General features: G+C 41.0%; 19 protein-coding genes. 15 read left to right on the forward strand and 4 right to left on the reverse strand.

Features of this window, described 5'->3' with window-relative positions; genetic code table 11:
- Nucleotides 1–502 precede the first annotated feature (502 nt).
- The 6 genes from ytzI (at nucleotide 503) to KFZ58_RS03065 (ending at nucleotide 6,702) form a co-directional block, all read left to right on the forward strand.
- Nucleotides 503–661, forward strand: a complete 159-nt coding sequence (gene ytzI / locus KFZ58_RS03040) for a YtzI protein (RefSeq protein WP_235793389.1) — start codon at nucleotides 503–505, stop codon at nucleotides 659–661.
- Between the two features lie 6 nt (nucleotides 662–667).
- Complete coding sequence (locus tag KFZ58_RS03045) at nucleotides 668–1,651, forward strand: Gfo/Idh/MocA family protein (RefSeq protein ID WP_235793390.1); 984 nt, start codon at nucleotides 668–670, stop codon at nucleotides 1,649–1,651.
- Nucleotides 1,652–2,004: 353 nt separating this feature from the next.
- Complete coding sequence (locus KFZ58_RS03050; protein WP_235793391.1) at nucleotides 2,005–2,946, forward strand: glycosyltransferase family 2 protein; 942 nt, start codon at nucleotides 2,005–2,007, stop codon at nucleotides 2,944–2,946.
- On the forward strand, nucleotides 2,943–3,317 hold the full coding sequence (locus KFZ58_RS03055) for a GtrA family protein (RefSeq protein WP_235793392.1): 375 nt from the start codon (nucleotides 2,943–2,945) through the stop codon (nucleotides 3,315–3,317). The genes KFZ58_RS03050 and KFZ58_RS03055 overlap by 4 nt, the downstream gene beginning before the upstream one ends.
- Before the next feature lie 13 nt (nucleotides 3,318–3,330).
- Complete coding sequence (locus tag KFZ58_RS03060) at nucleotides 3,331–5,916, forward strand: YfhO family protein (protein WP_235793393.1); 2,586 nt, start codon at nucleotides 3,331–3,333, stop codon at nucleotides 5,914–5,916.
- Nucleotides 5,917–6,531: 615 nt separating this feature from the next.
- Nucleotides 6,532–6,702, forward strand: a complete 171-nt coding sequence (locus KFZ58_RS03065; protein WP_235793394.1) for a hypothetical protein — start codon at nucleotides 6,532–6,534, stop codon at nucleotides 6,700–6,702.
- Nucleotides 6,703–6,797: 95 nt separating this feature from the next.
- Here the strand turns inward: KFZ58_RS03065 and KFZ58_RS03070 are convergent, their stop codons facing one another.
- Entirely contained in the window at nucleotides 6,798–7,775 is a 978-nt protein-coding gene (locus tag KFZ58_RS03070) for a ring-cleaving dioxygenase (protein ID WP_235793395.1), read from the reverse strand.
- Between the two features lie 82 nt (nucleotides 7,776–7,857).
- Nucleotides 7,858–8,436: a M15 family metallopeptidase gene (locus KFZ58_RS03075; RefSeq protein ID WP_235793396.1), complete on the reverse strand. Its 579-nt coding sequence runs from the start codon at nucleotides 8,434–8,436 to the stop codon at nucleotides 7,858–7,860.
- Nucleotides 8,437–8,802: 366 nt separating this feature from the next.
- Between KFZ58_RS03075 and uxaC the strand changes: the two genes are divergently transcribed.
- Nucleotides 8,803–10,200 (forward strand): glucuronate isomerase, encoded by a 1,398-nt coding sequence (gene uxaC / locus KFZ58_RS03080; RefSeq protein WP_235794645.1) that lies wholly within the window; start codon nucleotides 8,803–8,805, stop codon nucleotides 10,198–10,200.
- Nucleotides 10,201–10,233: 33 nt separating this feature from the next.
- Nucleotides 10,234–11,640: an NADP-dependent phosphogluconate dehydrogenase gene (gene gnd / locus KFZ58_RS03085; RefSeq protein WP_235793397.1), complete on the forward strand. Its 1,407-nt coding sequence runs from the start codon at nucleotides 10,234–10,236 to the stop codon at nucleotides 11,638–11,640.
- A 378-nt stretch (nucleotides 11,641–12,018) separates the two neighbouring features.
- Here the strand turns inward: gnd and KFZ58_RS03090 are convergent, their stop codons facing one another.
- On the reverse strand, nucleotides 12,019–13,224 hold the full coding sequence (locus KFZ58_RS03090; protein WP_235793398.1) for an ROK family transcriptional regulator: 1,206 nt from the start codon (nucleotides 13,222–13,224) through the stop codon (nucleotides 12,019–12,021).
- A 286-nt stretch (nucleotides 13,225–13,510) separates the two neighbouring features.
- Here KFZ58_RS03090 and larC point away from each other — a divergent pair, with 286 nt between their 5' ends.
- The 6 genes from larC to KFZ58_RS03120 all read left to right on the forward strand — a co-directional run bounded on the left by larC (nucleotide 13,511) and on the right by KFZ58_RS03120 (nucleotide 19,178).
- The gene (larC, locus tag KFZ58_RS03095; RefSeq protein ID WP_235793399.1) at nucleotides 13,511–14,356 is read left to right on the forward strand and encodes a nickel pincer cofactor biosynthesis protein LarC; all 846 of its coding nucleotides are present in this window, start codon (nucleotides 13,511–13,513) and stop codon (nucleotides 14,354–14,356) included.
- A 25-nt stretch (nucleotides 14,357–14,381) separates the two neighbouring features.
- Nucleotides 14,382–14,792 carry a methylglyoxal synthase gene (mgsA, locus tag KFZ58_RS03100; protein WP_235793400.1) on the forward strand — a complete coding sequence of 137 codons (411 nt, stop codon included), beginning with the start codon at nucleotides 14,382–14,384 and terminating at the stop codon, nucleotides 14,790–14,792.
- A gap of 191 nt (nucleotides 14,793–14,983) precedes the next feature.
- Nucleotides 14,984–16,129 (forward strand): Gfo/Idh/MocA family protein, encoded by a 1,146-nt coding sequence (locus KFZ58_RS03105; RefSeq protein WP_235793401.1) that lies wholly within the window; start codon nucleotides 14,984–14,986, stop codon nucleotides 16,127–16,129.
- Nucleotides 16,130–16,218: 89 nt separating this feature from the next.
- Nucleotides 16,219–17,229: a Gfo/Idh/MocA family protein gene (locus KFZ58_RS03110; protein ID WP_235793402.1), complete on the forward strand. Its 1,011-nt coding sequence runs from the start codon at nucleotides 16,219–16,221 to the stop codon at nucleotides 17,227–17,229.
- Nucleotides 17,226–18,086, forward strand: a complete 861-nt coding sequence (locus tag KFZ58_RS03115) for a sugar phosphate isomerase/epimerase family protein (RefSeq protein WP_235793403.1) — start codon at nucleotides 17,226–17,228, stop codon at nucleotides 18,084–18,086. Before KFZ58_RS03110 ends, KFZ58_RS03115 begins: the two co-directional genes overlap by 4 nt.
- Before the next feature lie 21 nt (nucleotides 18,087–18,107).
- Complete coding sequence (locus KFZ58_RS03120) at nucleotides 18,108–19,178, forward strand: Gfo/Idh/MocA family protein (protein WP_235793404.1); 1,071 nt, start codon at nucleotides 18,108–18,110, stop codon at nucleotides 19,176–19,178.
- A 191-nt stretch (nucleotides 19,179–19,369) separates the two neighbouring features.
- On the opposite strand, the gene KFZ58_RS03125 is transcribed toward KFZ58_RS03120, so the two are convergent.
- The gene (locus KFZ58_RS03125; protein ID WP_235793405.1) at nucleotides 19,370–20,035 is read right to left on the reverse strand and encodes a GntR family transcriptional regulator; all 666 of its coding nucleotides are present in this window, start codon (nucleotides 20,033–20,035) and stop codon (nucleotides 19,370–19,372) included.
- A 373-nt stretch (nucleotides 20,036–20,408) separates the two neighbouring features.
- On the opposite strand from KFZ58_RS03125, the gene KFZ58_RS03130 reads away from it, so the two are divergent.
- Nucleotides 20,409–21,428 carry a zinc-binding alcohol dehydrogenase family protein gene (locus KFZ58_RS03130; RefSeq protein WP_235793406.1) on the forward strand — a complete coding sequence of 340 codons (1,020 nt, stop codon included), beginning with the start codon at nucleotides 20,409–20,411 and terminating at the stop codon, nucleotides 21,426–21,428.
- The last annotated feature ends 54 nt before the right edge of the window (nucleotides 21,429–21,482 follow it).

Here is a 21,482-nt window from a genome sequence, read left to right on the forward strand (position 1 = left end):
TCTTTAATGCATAAGTGCAACTAAGCCTTTTGCCATAAAAGCTTAGAAAAAGCCAAGTTTTTAATGAAAAATGACTTTTATACTAGGTATAAATCACCTATGAAACTCGAAAAAAAAACTGCAGGATAGAAGGGGATTATCTTGGCAAATGGGGCATTCTAAAATGGCTTGCATTCCAAAGTATAAAATTGCAAAAAACCCCTTTAGTGAATGCCAAGATTCTAACGAGCAATCATAATATAATGTTATAGGTAAATTATAATTCATACAAACCCAGTATTTTTAGATTATTTGTAAAATAACTGCAAATTCTTTTATTAAATGAGTTATAAATACGTATACCGAAAAATACTGCGTTTTATTGCAATTTCCTTTTAGATACGCAAAATATGCATAAGTACATTGTATTTTTTAGAATTTTAAAATATTAATTCATAGATAGACAGAATGGTAGCAAACAAGATATTATTGCAGTGATATTGCGTAAAGTGAGGGCTTGAAAATGGGAGATTATATTATTGTGGTAATTGTTTCCATTATAGTTGTGATAGGAGTTTTGTTGTTGTCACTGTTGACGCTGTCCAAGGGATATGCATACAAGCATTCGGTCGATCCGCTTCCGGATGATGATAAATCAAACGAATCACAGGAGAAGGAGTGATTTAGGATGAAGTTTTCTACAATTGGAACAAGCTGGATAACTAAAAGCTTCATCGCAGCTGCTAATCAGTCAGGAAAAGCAAACCTTACATCTGTATACTCACGCTCAGAAGAAACAGCGAAGAAATTTGCAGCGAAAAATGCAGCACAAAAGTGGTACACGAATCTTGATGCAATGCTGGAAGAAGACACAGATTTCGTTTATATTGCTTCACCAAATAGCATGCATTTTGAACATATAGTAAAGTGTATGGAATATAAAAAGCATATTTTTTGTGAGAAACCGATGGTGTATACGCGTCAGCAATTAGATGAAATTAAAACGCAAGCAAAGAAGCATAGTGTGTTTATTTTTGAGGGATATAGGCATTTATTTTCTCCTAATTATAAAATGTTAAAAAGTACATTACCAAAAGTGGGACAGGTTCGCAGTGTGTTGTTGCAGTTTATACAATATTCTTCCCGCTATGATGCTTATAAAGGCGGAAGTGTTCCAAACGTATTTTCCAAGGAATTTGCGGGCGGGGCATTAATGGATTTGGGCGTCTATCCGTTAAGTATGGCAATCGATTTATTTGGTGAGCCCAAGGATGTTGCCTATTTTCCTGTGTTATTATCAAACGGGATTGACGGAAGCGGGACGTTAATTGTCACGTATGATGGTTTTCATGTAACCATTATGTGTTCGAAAATCGCTCAGGGAACCATTCCTTCTGAAATTCATGGAGAGAATGGGACATTAACCATGGATCATCTTGCCCCAATTCAATCATTGCAATTGTATGATCTAACATCGAAAGAAACGCAAGAGCTAGGACAGACGCAACATGATTTAGACATGGTATATGAAGTTGAAGCCTTTGTGAAAATGATTGAAGCGAATGATAGCTCGTACCATGATTGGTTATTGGAAAGAAGCAGGCAAGTTGTAGATGGATTGGAGAAAGCCAGGAAGGAGCAGAGGATTTTATTTCCTGGAGATTCGGTCTAGCCTGGTGACGTGTAAACAATAAAGTATGAAAAGGGCTACTAGTTTGTAGTCTTTTTTGTTGTATAAATGGGGATATAAACCACACAGCGATAGGATCAACCATATAGTGAGAGCACAACGTGCAAAACCGGGAGATCCGAGCGTCAAATCGGGAGAGCGCGACACTAAATCGGGAGAGAACTCCTGGAAACCGGGAGAGCGCGACACCAATTCGGGAGAGCACAACACCAAACCGAAAGAAACAACACCTCGTATTGCAATACTCCACATCCAGCAAGTTTGGATCTTTCAAAAGCAGGGTAATCTAATACCATAATAAAAATTTCATTGTAATAGTCGGTCGGAGGTACAGCATGAGCAATTCCAAAGTTTCCATCATTATCCCAGCATACAACGAAGAGGAGAATATCTATCCAGTAAATGAAGCGTTGGAGGAAGAGTTTGCTGGTCTTTCTTATTCCTATGAGGTTATTTTTGTGGACGACTGCAGCCAGGATGATACGCTGCAGACAATCCGTACGCTTGCAAATACATATCCAAACGTGAAATATGTTTCTTTTACGCGTAATTTTGGCAAGGAATCCGCTCTGCTTGCGGGGCTTCAGCATGCAAAGGGGGAAGCGGTTATTATTATGGATGCGGATATGCAGCATCCCCCCTCGCTGATTCCCAAGCTTCTGGAAGGATACCAAGAAGGGTATCAACAGGTGGTCGCAAGAAGGGATCGGAATGGTGAGGCCAAATCACGTTCCTTCCTTTCTTCCCTCTATTATAAGGTGATCAATAAGGTCGTGCAGGTGGAGTTGAAAGACGGGGAAGGAGATTTTCGGTTACTGGGAAGGCAGGCAATAGAAGCAATATTGGAACTAAGTGAGGGAAACCGTTTTTCAAAAGGGCTGTTTTCCTGGATTGGTTTTGAGAAAAAGACGGTGTATTTCGAGAACGTCGAGCGGCAGAACGGGGTATCCCACTGGTCTTTTAAGCAGCTGCTTAATTACGGGGTAGAAGGGATTCTTTCCTTTAATCAGCGGCCGCTTCGTGTTGTGCTTTATTGCGGTTTGATTAGTCTTCTTCTTGGGTTGATCTATATTTTCTCCATGTTTTTGATGATCATTTTACAAGGCGTGGATGAACCAGGTTATTTCACGGTTATTTCTTCTATTCTATTCCTTGGCGGGGTGCAGCTCGTGAGCCTTGGTGTGATCGGGGAATATGTGGGAAGAATTTATTCTGAAACCAAAAACAGGCCCCATTATCTGGTAAAGGAAAGTAATACGGAAAGGGAAGAAAAATGAAACGACTGAACAACGAATTTTTTAGGTTTGTGATTGTAGGCGGATTGAATACCGCGAATTACTATATTTTCTATGTTACTTTTTATAATCTGCTGGATTGGCATTATCTCCCTTCCCACCTCCTTGGCTTTCTTATCAGCATGCTCATATCATTTTTCCTGAACGTGTATTTTACCTATAAGGTGAAGCCCACGTTGTCCAAATTCCTTCTGTTCCCTTTCACACAGGTGGTCAATATCTCGGTTTCTTCCCTGTTGATCTACATCTTTGTCGATCTGCTAAATTGGAATGGGAATATTGCGCCGCTTGCTGCAGTAATATTCACCGTGCCGATCACATTTTTCATTACCAGTAAAATTTTGAAGAGGTAGGGCGTGAACAATCATGACGAACAAACAATGGATCCTGCTGGTGGGTGCCAGCCTATTCATCGCGATCTTGGCGCATGCCTTTTTCCTCTATCAGTGGACACAGGGCGTCTATATGGCAGGGCCGAATGACGGCTTGTCCCAGATGGTTCCTCTTCGCGCGATGCTTTATGAACAGTTCACCAGCGGAAACTTCTTCTATTCCTTTGAATTCGGTCTGGGAGGTGGCACTTACACACAGCTTGCCTATTATTATGGAATCAATATCTTTTTCTTTTTGATTACAGCGGTGGTCTTCGCTCTGGAATCCCTGTCGGCCATCCACGCACCGGATGTGCTGTTCTGGGCCCAAGCGACCGTGTTCATCAGCATCATTCGTCTCACCCTGATACTAATGATCACTACATATGTCTTTCGCTATATGAACATGCGATTGATTCCTTCGTTCATCGGTGCGATTATGTATGGAGTGTCCGCCATGTATTTCCGGCATGTGACGTTCTGGGAATTTTTCGGAGATGCTTTCCTGTGGCTACCACTACTGATTTTCGGGGTGGAAAAGATCATCCGGGAGAAAAAACCAGGCTGGCTCATTGCCGCGACTGCTATTTCCTTTTTTGACAATTTCTACTTTGCCTATATCAATGGTTTTTTTACAGGGTTGTATATCATCGCCAGGTGGCTATTCCCTCTGAATGCAAAAGAGATCGCAAAACGCATACAGATAAAATACTTTAGCATATCTGTACTCCTTGGGTTCGGTATTGGCTCGGTCGGATTTATCCCTGCCGTATGGGGGTTCCTGCAGAACGTTCGGCCACCATATGATGCCGAGATCCCGATATTGTCGTCAACGAGCAACATTCTGTATGACAGTGCGTATGTGATTGTTCCAGCAATCTTCGTGTTGATGCTCGGGCTCTTTTTCCTGTACAAAAAACCGCAGTTCCGGCTGTTTGTGGTATTAAGCCTGTTTATGCTTATTCTCCATTTTATTCCGTGGGCGGCAAGCTTCTTTAACGGCCTTTCCGCCCCACAGCAACGGTTTGAATACCTAGCCACCTTTACGATGGGCGGTGCAGTCGCTGCCGGTCTACCATACTTACAGAAATTGAAGCCCAAACAGGTGATTCAATTGGGAATATGGTTGGCAGCCGTTTATGCGTTATTTTATTTTGCAGATCCTACGTATGAAATCACCAGTCTGGCATCAGCTTCCTTTCCGATATTAGCAGCTCTGGTTCTGCTGTTGGTATATCTGCAAACGAAATTTGGAAAGCTGGCGTGGTATGGCCTGCTTACAGTCATTGTCCTGTCACAGCTGATTATCATGAACCAATACCAGTTCCACAAACTGTACGTAGACGGTGGGGTTCATACTACCACCAAGGACTACATTGTAAGCGACCAGTATGATTCAAAGGAGCAGCAGGAATTGATGGATAGAGTACTTGAATCGGATCCATCCGCCCTGTCTAGGGTGAGCTGGGTGACGGACTCCAGGAATAACACGCCGATCATCCAGGAGTTTCCTGGTACAAGTGTGTATTCAAGCATTCTCAACCAGCATCTTCTTAACTTTTATTATTACGATCTCGAAATTGATATGAAGCGGGAGAGTGTCAGCCGTTATTCCGGATTCGGGGACCGAGCAAATCTTCACAGCATGTGGCGTGGGAAGTATGCCATGTTTGAAAAAGGGGAGGAAGTAAATATCCCGTACGGTTTTGAACCCTATATGGATAGCGAAAATTATATCGTCTATGAGAATACCAATGTCCTGCCATTTGTTCGGACTTCTGATCAGATCTACAGTGAGGCGGCGCTCGAAAATAGTCACGTCCTTGACCGGGAGCAGGCAATGTTGCAGGGGCTTGTGGTCAAAGGCAGTACCAGTGCGGCGGAGGATGTTCCACAAAATGGCAACCTGATCGATCAGGCTACTGTAGAATCTGTCGGTGGGACCTATACTGATGGTCGCCTGCTGATTACGGAAAAAGAAGGCGGCCTGGACATTACGATCCCAGAAGATGCACAGGACACAGATACCGAGGATTATTATGTATCCTTTCATCTGCTAAATAATGTTGAAGACGCGCCAGGCTTCGGGCTGCATGTCAACGAATTCCAGACGAGCCGGAAATCGCGGACATCCATCTACAAGACAAATGTAAATGATATCACCATCCGCATTCCAAAGGATGAGACCATTTCCATACGGTTGCCAAAGGGGGATTACACCCTCACGGATCTTGAGCTTTATGCGGAAGATTATGAGACATTAGAACAAGTACACGAAGAATCAGAAGACGAGCAGAAGCCTGAAATAACCATGGATGGAAACAACATAACCATCGAAAACCTGCAATCGGATTCCCATGGCTATATGGCCATTCCGGTTCCTTATGAAAAAGGCTGGCAGGTCGAGGTGAACGGTGAGAAGCGGGATATCGAACAGGTGAATTATGCCTTCCTCGGCACCTCCATCCAGCCTGGGGATCATACGGTGGAATTTACCTATATGCCGCCCTATTTCAAGACGACCTTAGTAGTAATGGCAATTTCACTGCTTGTGGGTGTGATTTGGGTGCGGAGGGCTTGAAGGAAAGTATAGAAAGTATGAAAGACCCTTTGCTCGGTGGACCCTTGGGGGGCTGTTGTTGGTGTGTTCGGAATTACAGAGTGTTAAAATAAGGCTCTTTTCGTAAGCATTGTTCTTCGGAGTTGATATAAACTGCGACGTAATGTGCAATATTTGCCGCCGTCCAGGATCGTTCCGGGCAGTCGCTTTTCGCGGCAATTAGAACGCCTCTAGGTTACCGGTATTCGGATAATACTGTCTAAGCGGGCACGTAGAACCATTCCAATAATCTGGATGAAAAGACGATCCACTTCATACAAAGGACATCAATCGTTCGCCCGACGGTCTTGTAACTCGGCATGATCATGCAGGATAATATCCACTTTGCACCGATGCTGTCCTTAGCGAATTTATGGATTCACGGTGCCGAATAATAAGCGTGATGCATGGCGTAAAAGATTATGCCCGTCAATACACGGTGGGTGTAAGGCTGTGCCTCAAAGGAATGGTTCATAGTAGGTCAAGAATTAGCCTGTGTTTGCAAAAGAATTGTCACTGTTTCGCATTCTATATCTTATGTGTCCAAAGCAATAATCTTTTAGAAAACAGTCTAAAATAAAGGAGGAGGCGATTCGTATGAAAAAAGTTGATGTTCAAGGTGCAACGTTTTTAGATGAAAACGAAATTGAAACAAAGGTAGAGGAAGATGTTGAAGATGACACAGCGTTAAAAGAAAGTTTGTTACAGGCTAAAAAAGATATAGAAGAGAATTACTTTACTTCGGATGAAATGCGAGAAATGATATGAAGCGGGAGAATATAAAATAGCCTAGTTCAATCTCCTAGGCTATTTTCCTTTTTGCTAGCAAAGGCACCACACTTTTAGATATTCCGTTAGCAGCCCTAATGCTCTCTCTCCGTTTCCAAAGGTTTTAACTTACCCTCGATTTCCTCGCGCTGATCCTCAAAATAAGGCGGTAAGGCCAGTGATTCTCCAAGGTATTCAACATCCTCATCTGTAGCAAAACCTGGGCCATCTGTTGCTAATTCAAATAGAATTCCATTAGGCTCACGGAAATAAAGAGATTTGAAATAAAACCGCTCCACTAAGCCGGAATTAGGTAGCCTGAATTCCTGCAGACGGTCCCTCCAAAGAGTCAATTCTTCTTCATTAGCTACACGAAATGCAACATGGTGAACACTTCCACGCCCAGGTCTTTCACGCGGCAAATCATTACGCACCTCAAGATGGATCTCTGCACCAGTACCACCTTCACCGGTAGAAAAAACGAGAATATCTTCTTGGCCGCCAATTTGAGATGGGTAGCTGCCAACTTGTTTAAATGTAAGAAGTTCTGTCAACACGTTGATCGTTGGTCCAGGATCTTGTACGGTTAATTTACTCGGTCCGAGTCCAATAATTCCTTTTTCCACTGGAACGCTGCTATGCTCCCAGACCTTCCCACCTGCTACGCCTGCGTTTGTTTCATCAGAAATCAAAGTTAAACGCTGTCGTTCAGGGTCACGGAAATGAATGACTTTTCTCTCGCCTTGATTTGAGATCCCGTCATGATCAATGTCATATTCATTGAAATGATTTTCAAAGTAGTCTAATGCAGCATCATTTGGTACACGTAAGGAAGTACCGGAAATACTGCTAATTCCTTGATAGGTTGTTCCTGCATGCGGAATTTCGAAAAAAGTTAAGTCAGTCCCGGGATTTCCAACTTCGTCTGCGTAAAACAGGTGATAAACAGATGTGTCATCCTGATTAACTGTTTTCTTGACGAGACGCATTCCTAATAGTTCTGTATAAAAGTGATAATTATTTTTTGCATTTGCCGTAAGAGCCGATACATGGTGAATCCCTTTTAGCTCCATAGAAAACTCCTCCTTAGCAGGTAACTATAAGATTATCCTGAATTCAATATAAAATTAGTATAAACCAATTGTAGTAATTCGTCTACTTGTCTGCTTCATCTCGAGTCCCATCAGGAGTTGGCCGCATGCCTCTTTGGAGTTGGTTAATGCTTAATCCGAAATCCATTTGCAGGTGTGGGTAATCTCTGAAATTCTCCCAGTCGCCGCCCCATTCAAATCCTAATTCCTTAGCAAGACCAGCGACTTCAAACCAGTCTGCATCCCCGTTATCATTTCCGTCATAATGAATATCCCAAATAATATCACCATTATCATCAACAAGTGCATAATCTATGGCCAGTCCATAATTATGATACGATTCGCCACCTCTTGCATTTGTAACAATGTTTCCACTTGTCGATCTTCCTTGCTCATATAATTCATTTTGTCTTTCAATAGAACGCGTTTCATCCGTAATAACAACATCAATATCTATAGCTGCTGCTTGATCCAGCAGCTCATTTTTCTTTTCCTCAACAATTGGATGCAGTTCAGTTGGAAGGTCTGCATCTTCACCCATATCTATATAGTTATCTTCCATGCGATTATAGAAAACGAATATAATGATTAAAAATAAAATAATAATCATCCATGGAAAGAGTATTTTTTTAATGCCTTTCATGTTGTTAGATCCTCTCTTCTAGAACATTACTGATATCTATTTTATCACTTCATTGCGGGTGACTTCGAGCTTTTTATCCTGAGAGCTTCTCATAATTACTATCGAAATGAAATCGTAAAAAGGGGCATGGAATTCCAGAAAATTTTGCGTTATAATAAGGTCAAGCCACCTTGAGATAACGGTTTTCCTAAAAAATGAACTTTTCCACTTGAAAAATAAAACGTTTACATATATGATAATAGTATATGAGATCGATAGTTTGTTTAGTAAACAAATTAAAACATAAGAGGAGGAGACATAAATGAAATAGTTTTAACCGGAAAATCAAAGACTACTACACACAAAAATGAAGAAAGGTTGATGAAATTGAAAACATTTATTACCGATGATTTCCTATTATATAATGAAACAGCAAAAGACCTCTATCATAATACAGCAAAACATTTACCGATCATAGATTACCATAATCACCTGAACCATGATGAAATTCTGCAGGATAAAAATTACAATAACTTGTCTGAAATTTGGCTTGCCGGTGATCATTATAAATGGAGAGCGATGCGGGCGAATGGTGCGGATGAAGCTTATGTTACCGGAGACAAGAGTGATTACGAGAAATTTCTAGCATGGGCTAAAACAGTGCCAAATACATTCGGTAATCCGTTGTACCACTGGACGCATCTGGAATTATTACGTTATTTTGATATAGATGAAGTGCTCAATGAAGAATCAGCACCGGCCATTTGGGAGGAAGCAAATCGAAAGCTTCGTGCACCGGAGCTGTCAGTAAGGTCTATGCTTAAAAAAGACAATGTGGAATTTGTCGGAACAACAGATGATCCAACAGATGACCTCGCAAACCATATTCAATTAGCGAAGGAAGGCTTTTCTCCTAAAGTGTCACCATCTTTCCGTCCGGATAAGGGATTGGGCATTGAAAAAGATGACTTCCTGCCATGGGTGGAAAAGTTAGGTCAGGTCACGAGCGCTACGATTGAAACCTATGATGCTTTCCTTGATGCATTAGCCAAACGCGTAGATTATTTTGATGAGCATGGCTGCAGAAGCTCGGATCACGGGATCAATGTGTTATATTATGAAAAAGCATCAAAAGATGAAGTTGCCTCTGTTTTTGCAAAACGCTTAAAAGGGGAAGAGCTTTCTGCAAAAGAAGTGGATCAATTTAAAACATATACATTGCTCTCGCTCGGAGAATTATACGCAGATAAAGGCTGGGCTATGCAACTTCACATCAGCCCACTCAGAAATAATAATACGAAAATGTTTAAAAAACTTGGACCTGACAGTGGTTTTGACTCCATTAACGATCCGCAAATTGCTGAAAAGCTGGCAGCGTTACTGGATGCACTAGAAGAAAGAGATAAACTACCAAAAACAATTTTGTATAGCTTAAATGCGAATCATTATGATGTGCTCGGGGCAATGGCAGGTAATTATCAGAACGCTGAAATCCCTGGAAAGGTTCAGTTTGGAACTGCATGGTGGTTTAATGATACAATTGATGGCATGGAGAACCAAATGAAGACATTGGCAAACATCGGACTAATCAGTAATTTCATTGGAATGCTTACTGATTCGAGAAGTTTCCTGTCATTCTCCCGTCATGAATACTTTAGAAGAATCCTGTGTAATTTGCTGGGGTCCTGGGTAGAAGAAGGGAAAGTACCAAAAGATATGGCACTACTTGAGAAATACGTTCGCGGAATTTGCTACGAAAATGCGAAGCGGTATTTTTCCATCTAAGAACTGAAACTATAGGTAAGGAAGGTAATGAATATGGCACAACAAATTGGCGTTATTGGTTTAGCGGTTATGGGAAAAAATCTGGCTCTCAATATTGAGAGTAGAGGCTATTCCGTTTCTGTATTTAATCGTTCTCCCGAAAAAACAGAAGCTTTTTTGGAGGGCGAGGCAAAAGGTAAAAATTTTGTAGGAGCTACCAGTATTGAAGAATTCGTTAATTCATTGGAAAAGCCACGCAAAATTTTATTAATGGTTAAAGCAGGTCCTGCAACAGATGCAACCATCGAGTCACTGCAACCATACTTGGCAAAAGGTGATGTTCTGATTGATGGTGGAAACACATTATTTGAGGACACCATTCGCCGTAATAAAGAACTTGAAAAAACAGGCATCCATTTCATTGGAACCGGGGTGTCCGGTGGGGAAGAGGGCGCTCTGAATGGTCCCTCGATTATGCCTGGTGGTCAAAAGCAAGCTTATGATCTTGTAGCACCTATTTTCGAAGCTATTTCAGCAAAAGTGGATGGCGATCCTTGTACAACTTACATCGGTCCTGATGGTGCCGGCCATTTCGTGAAAATGGTTCATAATGGAATTGAATATGGCGATATGCAATTAATCTCTGAAGCGTATTACATTCTAAAACATGTGCTTGGCCTTGATACACAAGAACTTCACGAGGTATTTTCCGAGTGGAATAAAGGTGAATTGGATAGCTACCTGATTGAAATCACGGCAGACATCTTTACAAAAACAGATGACGAAACAGGCAAGCCGCTTGTTGATGTGATTTTAGATACAGCAGGTCAAAAGGGCACCGGAAAATGGACGAGCAAGAATGCCTTGGATTTAGGCGTACCACTTCCTTTGATTACAGAATCTGTATTTGCCCGTTTTATTTCTGCGATGAAAGAAGAGCGTGTAAAAGCAAGCAAGGTATTAAGCGGCCCGGTAGTTTCAACATTTGAAGGTAATAAAAATGAATTAATTGAAGCGGTACGGAAAGCACTGTACATGAGTAAAATTGTGTCTTATGCGCAAGGATTTGCTCAAATGCGTGCACAATCGGAAGAGAATGACTGGAATCTGCGTTATGGGGATATTGCAATGATTTGGCGTGGAGGCTGCATTATTCGTGCCAACTTCCTGCAAAAAATCAAAGAAGCATATGACCGTGAACCAAGCTTAACGAACCTATTGCTGGATCCTTATTTCAAGGAAATTGTGGAAGGTTATCAGTCTGCATTGCGTGAAGTTGTTTCCGTAGCGGTGAAACATGGGATTGCTGTACCATCATTCTCTAGTGCAATCGCATATTATGACAGCTATCGCTCGGAAGATTTGCCAGCTAATCTATTGCAGGCACAGCGCGATTACTTTGGTGCACATACGTATCAGCGTAAGGATAAAGAAGGCGTCTTTCATACAAACTGGGTTTAAGGATAAAAGAACTCCCCAATCTACATTGATTGGGGAGTTCTTTTATGATTCGGATGGGGCCATACTGCTATCCGAATACGTAAAGACAAGCGGGGCCGAGCTCGAGCGGGGAGTGTCTCAGGTCGAGCGAGAGGTAGCTCAACTCGAGCGAGAAGAGTATCAACTCAAGCGAGAGCGCAGTCCTCGCTCGGGCAGGAGTAGTTGTCGCTCGAATGAACCCAGTCCCCGCTCGAGTAGGAGTATCTGTTGCACGAGTGAGCCCTCTTCTCGCTCGAGTGATCGCGAACTTTTCCCGGTCGAGCACCAAGTTGATGAACTCGAGCGACAGCCCGTCCCCCGCTCGAATAGTAGAACTCCTGTCCTTCTACAGGCTAAAACCTATTGCACTGATTGCCCCATCTTCCTATCTGACGGGATATGATTTTCTGCTATATTTAAAAATAGCTCGGGAACTTCCAGGAATCGCTGAATCGCTAATGCACTTGCTCCCATTACACATGCTTTACTTCCAAGCTCAGATAGCGTGATTTCACGGTACTGACTCATGTTTGAGGTAAGATTGTTTTTAATTTCATTTATGACATTTGGAAATATTTGCAGGACTTCACAATTCAGGACAATTGTTTCCGGATTGTACAAATTGATCGTATTATTCAGCCCGATGGAGAGATAGGCGATATAATCATCCATCTGTTCAAAGGTGGCTGGATCCTGATTTGCGATTAATTTTTTCATATCTTTATGTGTGATTGTCGGCCTATTAAGTCTTTCAGCTAATTGCGCAAATAGACTGGGCTCTGAATTATACATTTCCCAACAACCGTGATTGCCGCATCTACAAGCCTTGCCACCTGGTGAAATAATCATATGTCCCATTTCACCCGCATACCCATGGTAACCCTTGTGAAGCACGCCATCTAGCATCATCCCGGCACCAATACCTGAGGATAAATTGATCGCAAGCAAATTATCGCTTTGATGATGTTTATATACTCTCTCCGCATATGCTGATAGGTTAGCACTGTTTTCAATTGAAATGTTTATATTTACTTCCTTTTCCAGATCGGCTTTGATGTTTTTATTATGCCATTGAAATTTCGGGACAAAATTAATATGCTCATCAATATTCACTGTTCCATGAATCCCGATCATGACACCAACCAATCCATAGCGGCTGTCGGTACATTTCTTGTTATATATGTTGATTTGCTTGGCCAGGGTTTGAACAATTTGGTGATAGTCTTCCGTCTTCGGGATAGCTATTTCACTGTGGACAGGATAGCCTAGTAAATCGGATACCGTATATTGTATTTTTGTATAATCAAGATCGATGCCAAGCACATATCCAGCTTTTCGATTAATGGATAGCATAATTGGTCTTCTGCCGATCGCATTATGCTCCTGCTGTGTTTCATAAATTAATTCTTCTTCTAATAAATTAGCAACCTGAACAGAGATTGTTGCCTTATTTAAGCCGGTTAGCTTAGATAAATCTGCCCGTGAAATCATCCCATGTTCAATAATCCGTTGTAAAATAACACTTCTGTTGATTTTTTTTATATAAGCCCCATCGCCTGTAACCATTTGTATCCCCCTTAATTTCCATCGTGCATTTGTGACTTTAGGTAACCGTTGTCATTTCGTTTGCGTACGCAGTAGATTTATTGACGCTAATGTACAACAGTGATATTCTTACATTAATTATAACCTTAATTTGTTTGGTGGACAAATTAAATAAATTAAGTTAAGAAATAGCCTACGTAACCTTGTGTATAACATGTAGTGAAAGGGTTTGCAAAATAACATAGGTATAAAATAAATGCAATATTTTATTGGTATATACATTATAACAGAAAAAGGGGATTTTGAAATGAAAATTCTTTATTTTGATTGCTTTTCTGGGATCAGCGGCGATATGGTCATTGGTTCTCTGATTGATGCAGGAGCAGATATGACTGTATTGGAGAGTGAATTAAAGAAGCTTCAAATAGATGACGAGTATGAACTGAAACAGAAAATAGTTGTGAAAAACGGCATCACCAGCACGAAATTTGATGTGGTATTGTTGAATGAGGAGCCTTCTCATCATGACTACGGGCACGAGCATAGTCATGAGCATCATCATGATCACGGTCATAAGCACAACCACGAACACCATCATGACCACAGTCATGAGCATAACCATTCGCATGATCATCATCACCATGATCATCGTTCCTACCGCGACATCGTACAGCTCATTGAAGCAGCAGATTTCCCGGAGCGGGTAAAGGATACAGCATTGAAAATTTTCAAGAAGATAGGAGAAGCGGAAGGAAAAATTCATGGGATGCCGCTTGAGGATGTCCATTTTCATGAGGTTGGAGCAGTTGACTCCATTATTGATATCGTTGGAGCGGCAATATTAATTCACGATCTCGAAATAGAAACATTCAAGGCGTCCCCAATTCCAGTAGGCTCCGGGAAAATTCATATTGACCATGGTGTTTATCCAGTTCCCGCACCAGCGACGCTCGAAATTTTACAAGGTGTACCATTAGCGCACAGTGATTTGAAAGCCGAGCTGACGACACCAACAGGAGCGGCTATTATAGCAGTTCTTGCAGAGGAATTTTCCAATACGCCATCCATGAAAGTAAATCGAATAGGCTATGGGGCCGGGACAAAGACATTTAAAGATCATCCAAATGTGCTTCGCGTTATGATAGGTGAATAATTTTTACGAAAAGAGGGAGAAAAAAGTGAAAATTGCTTTGATCGCGCATGATAAAAAGAAAGATGACATTGTTCAGTTTGCCGGGGCCTATAAATACAGCCTGAAAAAACATGAACTCTATGCGACAGGTACAACTGGACTGAGAATTGCAGAAAATACAGGATTATCACTTCATCGGTTTCAATCAGGGCCGCTCGGCGGGGACCAGCAAATCGGTTCCATGGTAGCGGAGAATCAAATGGACATGATTATCTTCTTTCGTGATCCGTTGACTGCACAACCGCATGAACCGGATATTTCTGCGTTAATGCGGCTTTGTGATGTGTATAACATACCTTTGGCAACGAATATGGGGTCTGCGGAGGTTTTAATTCATGCATTGGAGCGCGGAGATTTGAAGTGGAGAGAAATTATTCATGAAAAGAAAGATACATAGATTTGTAGAAATGGGATTAATAAAGCGAGGGCAGACCTTGCATTATTAGTCCTATTTTTGCAATTAAAATCCTATTTTATAACAGGTTATTTTCTTATAATAGAAATGCAAACACTTACATCGCAAATTAATTCATAAACAAATGAAAACGGATTCGAAATCGTCAAAAAATATACAAGGGAGAGTTGAATATGCAAAAAGTACGATTAGGTATTATAGGTTTTGGTGCACAAGGTGGCGCATACGCAGGGTTTATCATGGAAGGAAGAGTACCAAACATGGAGGTCGCTGCTATTTGCGACATTGATCCAGAGAAAAAAGCAGCAGCCGAAGAAAAGTATCCGGATGTTCCATTTTACGATAACTATATCGATATGCTGGAAAGTGGCAACATAGATGCAGTGGTTACTTGTGTACCGCACTATCTGCATCCGGAAATGGGTATTGAATCATTAAAGAGAGATATCCATGCGTTAGTTGAAAAGCCAGCTGGTGTTTATACAAAACAGGTCAAAGAATTAAATGAATTTGCGGTAACAAAGCCGGAAGTAACGTTCGGCATTATGTTCAACCAACGAACAAATGAACTCTATCAAAAAGTGAAAGAAGTTATTGATAATGGGGAAATTGGGGCTATCCGCCGGACAAACTGGATTATTACCTCGTGGTGGAGACCACAAGGCTATTATGATCAAAGCGCATGGAGAGCAACATGGGAAGGTGAAGGCGGCGGTGTACTTGTGAATCAGGCGCCACATCAGCTTGACCTGCTTCAATGGATTGCCGGCATGCCGAAGAAAGTATATTCCAATGTGAAATATGGTTATCAAAGAGATATTGCTGTAGAAGATGAAGTAACCGCAATGCTTGATTATGGCAATGGCGCAACAGGCGTATTTATTACCGCCACACACGATGTGATGGGTACAGACCGATTCGAAATCCATGGAGATAAAGGGAAAATTGTTGTTGATGATAGTAAGACTGTAACTATTAAACGGCTTAAAACACCGGAATCCGAAATGAGTGCAACGATGAGTATGCAGGATGTAGCGAGCATTTTCATGGGTGGTGACACAGGCGATATTTATGAGGAAGAAGTACTGGAGTTTGAAAGTGTATGGGGCGCACAGCACACAGCTGTTATGGAAAACTTCGCAGCAAATGTTTTAGATGGAACGCCACTACTTGCTCCTGGTAGTGATGGTATTAATGGTGTTGCATTGGCGAACGCTATTCATCTATCAAGCTGGTTAGGCAAAGAAGTCGATCTCCCAGTAGATGAGGATTTATATTTAGAGGAATTGAATAAGAAGATTGCAGAAGAGAAAAAATAATACGTCGTGGAGAGCGATAGAATCGATCGGTTGGGGGAGAATTAACCGGAGAGCAATAAGAATCAACCCGAGAAAAAGGGGGCGAGTTAATGCTGAACGTAGCTGTTATAGGTCTTGGAGATATATCTAAAATTCATCTTCCTGTTATTGAGAATAATCCGGATGCCCGATTAGTGGCGGTATGTGATAGTGATGAATCATTAAAAAACACTGCACCTGAAGCAACTTTTTACACCGATTATCAGGACATGCTGGAGAATGAAGCATTGGATTGTGTCCATGTTTGTTTGCCACATCACCTACATTATCCTGTGACAAAAGCTTGTGTTGAAAAGGGTGTACATGTCCTTCAGGAAAAGCCATTGGCGAGGAACGCAGAAGAGGGCATGGCTTTAGTAGAATTGGAAGAAAAATACCCGGACGTGAAAATAGGTGTTGCTTTTCAAAACCGCCTCAATGAGACCTTCGAAAAACTGATGGAAATACTTGAAAGCGGAGAGTATGGGAAGGTTACTGGCTTGAAAGGCCTGGTAACCTGGTTTAGACCGAAAGCTTATTATGATGTGAAACCATGGCGGGGGCAAATGAGGTGTTCCGGCGGTGGCGTCATGATTAATCAGGCCATTCATACCTTGGATTTAATGCAGCTTGTCGGCGGGGAAATTGAAACGATAAGAGGAACCGTTGATAATTTATTTGATTATGGGTATGAAGTAGAAGATACGGCTGTGGCCAATATTCAATTCAAAAGTGGTGCTACAGGTTTATTTTTTGCCACAAATACAAATGCGGCAAATTCCAGCGTGGAGTTTCAGGTTCTTTTGGAAAAAGGGAAATTAACGATTAAAGATAGTATCTTAACGAAGAAGAATGAAGAGGGTAAGAAGGAAAAGGTTATTGAAGATGCGAAGTTGCCTGGCGCGAAATTTTATTATGGGGCAAGCCATTCGAAATTAATTAATCAATTTTATGATTGTATCGAAAATGACACCCGGGATTATATCCATGCGAAAGACGCACAAATATCGATGGAAATGATTAGCGCAATTCGTAGGTCATCTGAAATTAAAAAAGAAATAAAGATGGAGGTATACCAATGAGACAAGGCAAAATCGGCGTACAGATGATGATGTTGAAAGGGAAAGTGGAAGAGCTCGGCGCCTATGAAACAATGAAACAATTGAACAAGCTTGGCTTTGGTGCTGTGGAAGTTTCGCAAATTCCAATGACAGAAGACAATGTAGCAGAATTAAAACGGGCGAGTGAAGATTTTAATATTAAGATCGCAGCAATGTCTTCCCCTTTAGAGCCAATGTTACCTGGTGCTCCCGGAGAAACACTAACAGACGATTTTGATAAGATTGTTAATGATTGTAAAACACTAGATTGCAATTTCCTTCGTATTGGGATGCTTCCATTAAACATTATGGGCAACAAGGATCAGATAATGGAATTTATCAAGCGAGCGGAAGCAATGGCAGCGCGCTTAGCAGAGCATGGAATCGAATTGTATTACCATACACACCATATCGAATTCCAAAAATACGACGGCGAATATTTACTTGACCTGATGAAAAATAATACGTCCAAGCTTGGCTTTGAATTAGATGTCCATTGGATTCAAAGGGCTGGCGAAGAACCTGTACAAATTATTAAAAACTATAAAGACAGAGTCTCCCTATTACATTTGAAAGATTATCGTATTGGTGAATTGGATATTCAAGAGGAAGATCTTCAAGATATGGGCAAATTTTTCGGTAAATTTACCGATCTGATTGAATTTGCGGAAATAGGCGAAGGAAATATTGATATGAATGCGGTAATTGACGCTGGCCTTGAAAGCGGCGCTCAGTATTTCTTAATCGAGCAGGATGATACGTACGGACGGGATCCGTTTGACTCTCTGAAAATATCTGCGGAGAACTTGAGAAAACTCGGATATGCGGACTGGTTCTAGAATGTTACAAGGAGTGATGATATGAGTAAAGACGGCATGAATTATGCGCCAAAAGGCAAGCCCAATCCGGTTGTTAAAGAAGGAGAATTTCAGGTTGCAGCAGCTGCACTTGATCATGGCCATATAAACGGCATGTGTAATGGATTAGTAGAAGCAGGTGCCACATTAAAATGGGTATATGATCCGGACCAGGAAAAGGTGAATGATTTTGTTGAACAATTTCCTGGAGTTGAAGTGGCAGACTCCCTCGAGCAAATTTTAAATGATGAATCTATCAAGCTAGTAGCAGCGGCAGCTATTCCATCAGAAAGAAGTGCGCTTGGCAATAAGGTGATGGAAGCGGGAAAAGATTATTTCACGGATAAAACTCCTTTTACAACCAAAGCACAACTGGAAGAAACGAAACGTGTCGTGGAGCGAACCGGCCAAAAATATATGGTGTATTTCAGTGAGCGCCTCCATGTCGAGGGTGCTGTATTCGCAGGTGACTTAATCAAAGATGGAGCAATTGGAAAAGTTATTCAGGTGACTGGCTTTGGGCCGCATCGTCTGAATGCGCCAAGTCGTCCGGATTGGTTCTTTAATAAAGAACAATATGGTGGTATTCTATGTGATATCGGGAGTCATCAAATTGAGCAGTTCCTCTATTATGCAGGCTGTGAGGATGCGGAAATTCTGCATAGTAAAGTAGGTAATTATAATAATCCCGATCACCCGGAACTGGAGGATTATGGTGATGCGACATTAGTTGGTGATAATGGGGCAACACAAATTTTCAAAGTAGATTGGTTCACACCGGATGGATTGAGCACATGGGGTGATGGACGTACCTTTATTACTGGAACAGAAGGAACGATTGAAATTCGTAAATACGTGGACGTGGCGCGCGAGGAATCAGGCGACCATCTTTATCTAGTGAACAAGGACGGGGAAAGGCATTACGCACTATCAGGTGAGGTAGGCTTTCCATTCTTCGGAGCATTTATCAAAGATTGTATGAATCGTACCGAAAATGCAATGACGCAGGAGCATGCCTTTAAAGCTGCGGAATTGTGCTTGGAGGCGCAGGAGCAAGCTGTTGTTGTGACTTAAGGTTGTAACAATAAGGTTTAGATTACTTACAGATATTTAAATTTGTAATGTGGTTGAGCATTGAATTGCAAAGCAATTTGATGCTCTTCTTTTTTAAAAAGCTAGTGATGTTATTCCATGTACCATGCTTCGAAACTAATCATTGAAAAAAGGACCGGGCGGGGTGTGCCCGGTTTTGCTTATATCCTAAACTATAAATACAGTTCACTCCATCGTAATTTAGCTTCTTCCTTTAGGCTGTTAATATGTTCTGTTATTACATTTGAAAAAGCAGAAAAATCACGTTCCCTCATTGCTTCGTATAAACGCCAGTGGTCTGTATGTCTTTTCGTTGTGCTTTCAAGCGAGGTAGAGTGGACGATACGGGACAAGGACACATGGGTGTTTAACGAGGAAAATAGTTCTTTTATTTTATTATTTCCTGTCCATTCTATTAAAGTCATGTGAAATTGCCGATCTATCTTATTATAGGTCTCAAAAGGAAAGGGAGTAGCTTCGAGGAGTGAATCCATCTCCTGGATGATTTGTCCCCAATTTTCCACTTTATTTGCTGGAATAGTTTGAATCACTTGCTTGGCAGCCCATAATTCAATCATTAATCGAGCATCAAGCACCTCAATAAATTCAGTAAAATTTAGTTCTGTTACGTAAGTACCTTTACGAGGGATGATCTCTAGTAATCCATCATAGACAAGTTGATTGATTGCATCTTTTACAGGAGAGCGGCTTACACCAAATCCATCTGCTAACTTATGAATATCTAACTTATCACCAGGTCTATGCTCTCCAGCAATTATTTTACTACGTAGTACATCGTATACCTGACTAGTCAAAAGAGAAGTTTCGATTTTCGTCATGATTTTATCCCCCTTCATCAATTTTAATACGTTGTTCCCGCTCAGATAACTCTATCAATACCAATTATTATATATTGTTTTATAAAAAAAGAAAATGCATCTTACTTAAAGCTGTTGACATCCTATTAATAAATATTGTACTCTATTTAGTGTGATATGTGAAATGTCACATGTTACATTTCACATTTAAAGAAAGCGATTTCGATAATATTATCCGTTTATTAAATGTCGCTTTGGACAGGGAGTACCAACGATAGAAGTCTTAATAATACAAGACAAGGAATGAGAGCCAATAATTTTTTTTACGAATAATTTCTTTGTTATGAATGAAAGGGATTACAGATTCTATTAAAACGTAGGGGGTATAAATAAGATGAAAGCAGCTTGTATTCCAAAAGCAAATACGATTGAATTATTAGATGTCCAAGAACCAACTATAAATCAGGAAAACGAGGTAAAAGTAAAAATCAAAAGGGTTGGTATCTGTGGGTCAGATATGCATATTTATCATGGCACCAATCCGCTTGCAACCTATCCTAGAATCGTTGGACATGAAGTAACAGGAGAGATAGTGGAAACAGGTAAGGATGTAACTGGTGTGACAGTTGGTGATCATGTAGTAATTGAGCCTATCACCTTTTGCGGCAAATGCTATGCATGTAAAAATGGCAGTCCGAATGTATGTAAAGAAGTTTCCGTGTTTGGTGTACATGAAGATGGAGGAATGAGAGAGTTTGTTACTCTCCCAGAAATACAAGTGCATCAAGTAGATTCTGAGATTGAGTGGGATGAAGCAGTAATGGCTGAACCTTATACCATTGGTGCCCAAGCTACGTGGAGAGGTAATGTTAAGGAAGGACAAACAGTCTTTATCCAAGGTGCTGGTCCAATTGGTATAACTGTATTAAAAATGGCTAAATTACGCAGTGCGACTGTCATTATTTCAGATTTTACAAATGAACGCCTGGCGTTTGCAAAAGAAAATGGCGCTGATTATACAATCAATCCAAAAGAGGTTGATGCTGTGACGACAATCAATGAAATAACAAATGATGAGGGTGCGAACGTTGTCATCGATGCAGTAGGAGCTCCTCAAACATTTGAATTGGCTGTTGAAGCTGCATCGCCAGCAGGTAATGTCGTAACACTTGGATTTAACGAAACGCCATCATCCATTGCCATGATGCATATTACGAAAAAGGAATTAACCATAACTGGATCAAGACTTCAAACCAATCAATTTGGAAAAGTTGTTGAACTGATAAACACAAAACAATTAACACATAATGGTCTAGTGACGCATCGGTTCCATATTAACAACCTGAAAGAAGCATTCGAGTTTATTGAGAAAAACCCGGATAAAGTAAGAAAAGCAGTTATTGAATTTGAATAAGGTTTTGATCAGGGCATTAATAGCGTTAGGGTTACAGATTAGAGGAAAATCGTA

The sequence above is a fragment of the Virgibacillus sp. NKC19-16 genome (assembly GCF_021560035.1).
Classification (GTDB): Bacteria; Bacillota; Bacilli; order Bacillales; family Amphibacillaceae; genus Virgibacillus_L; species Virgibacillus_L salidurans.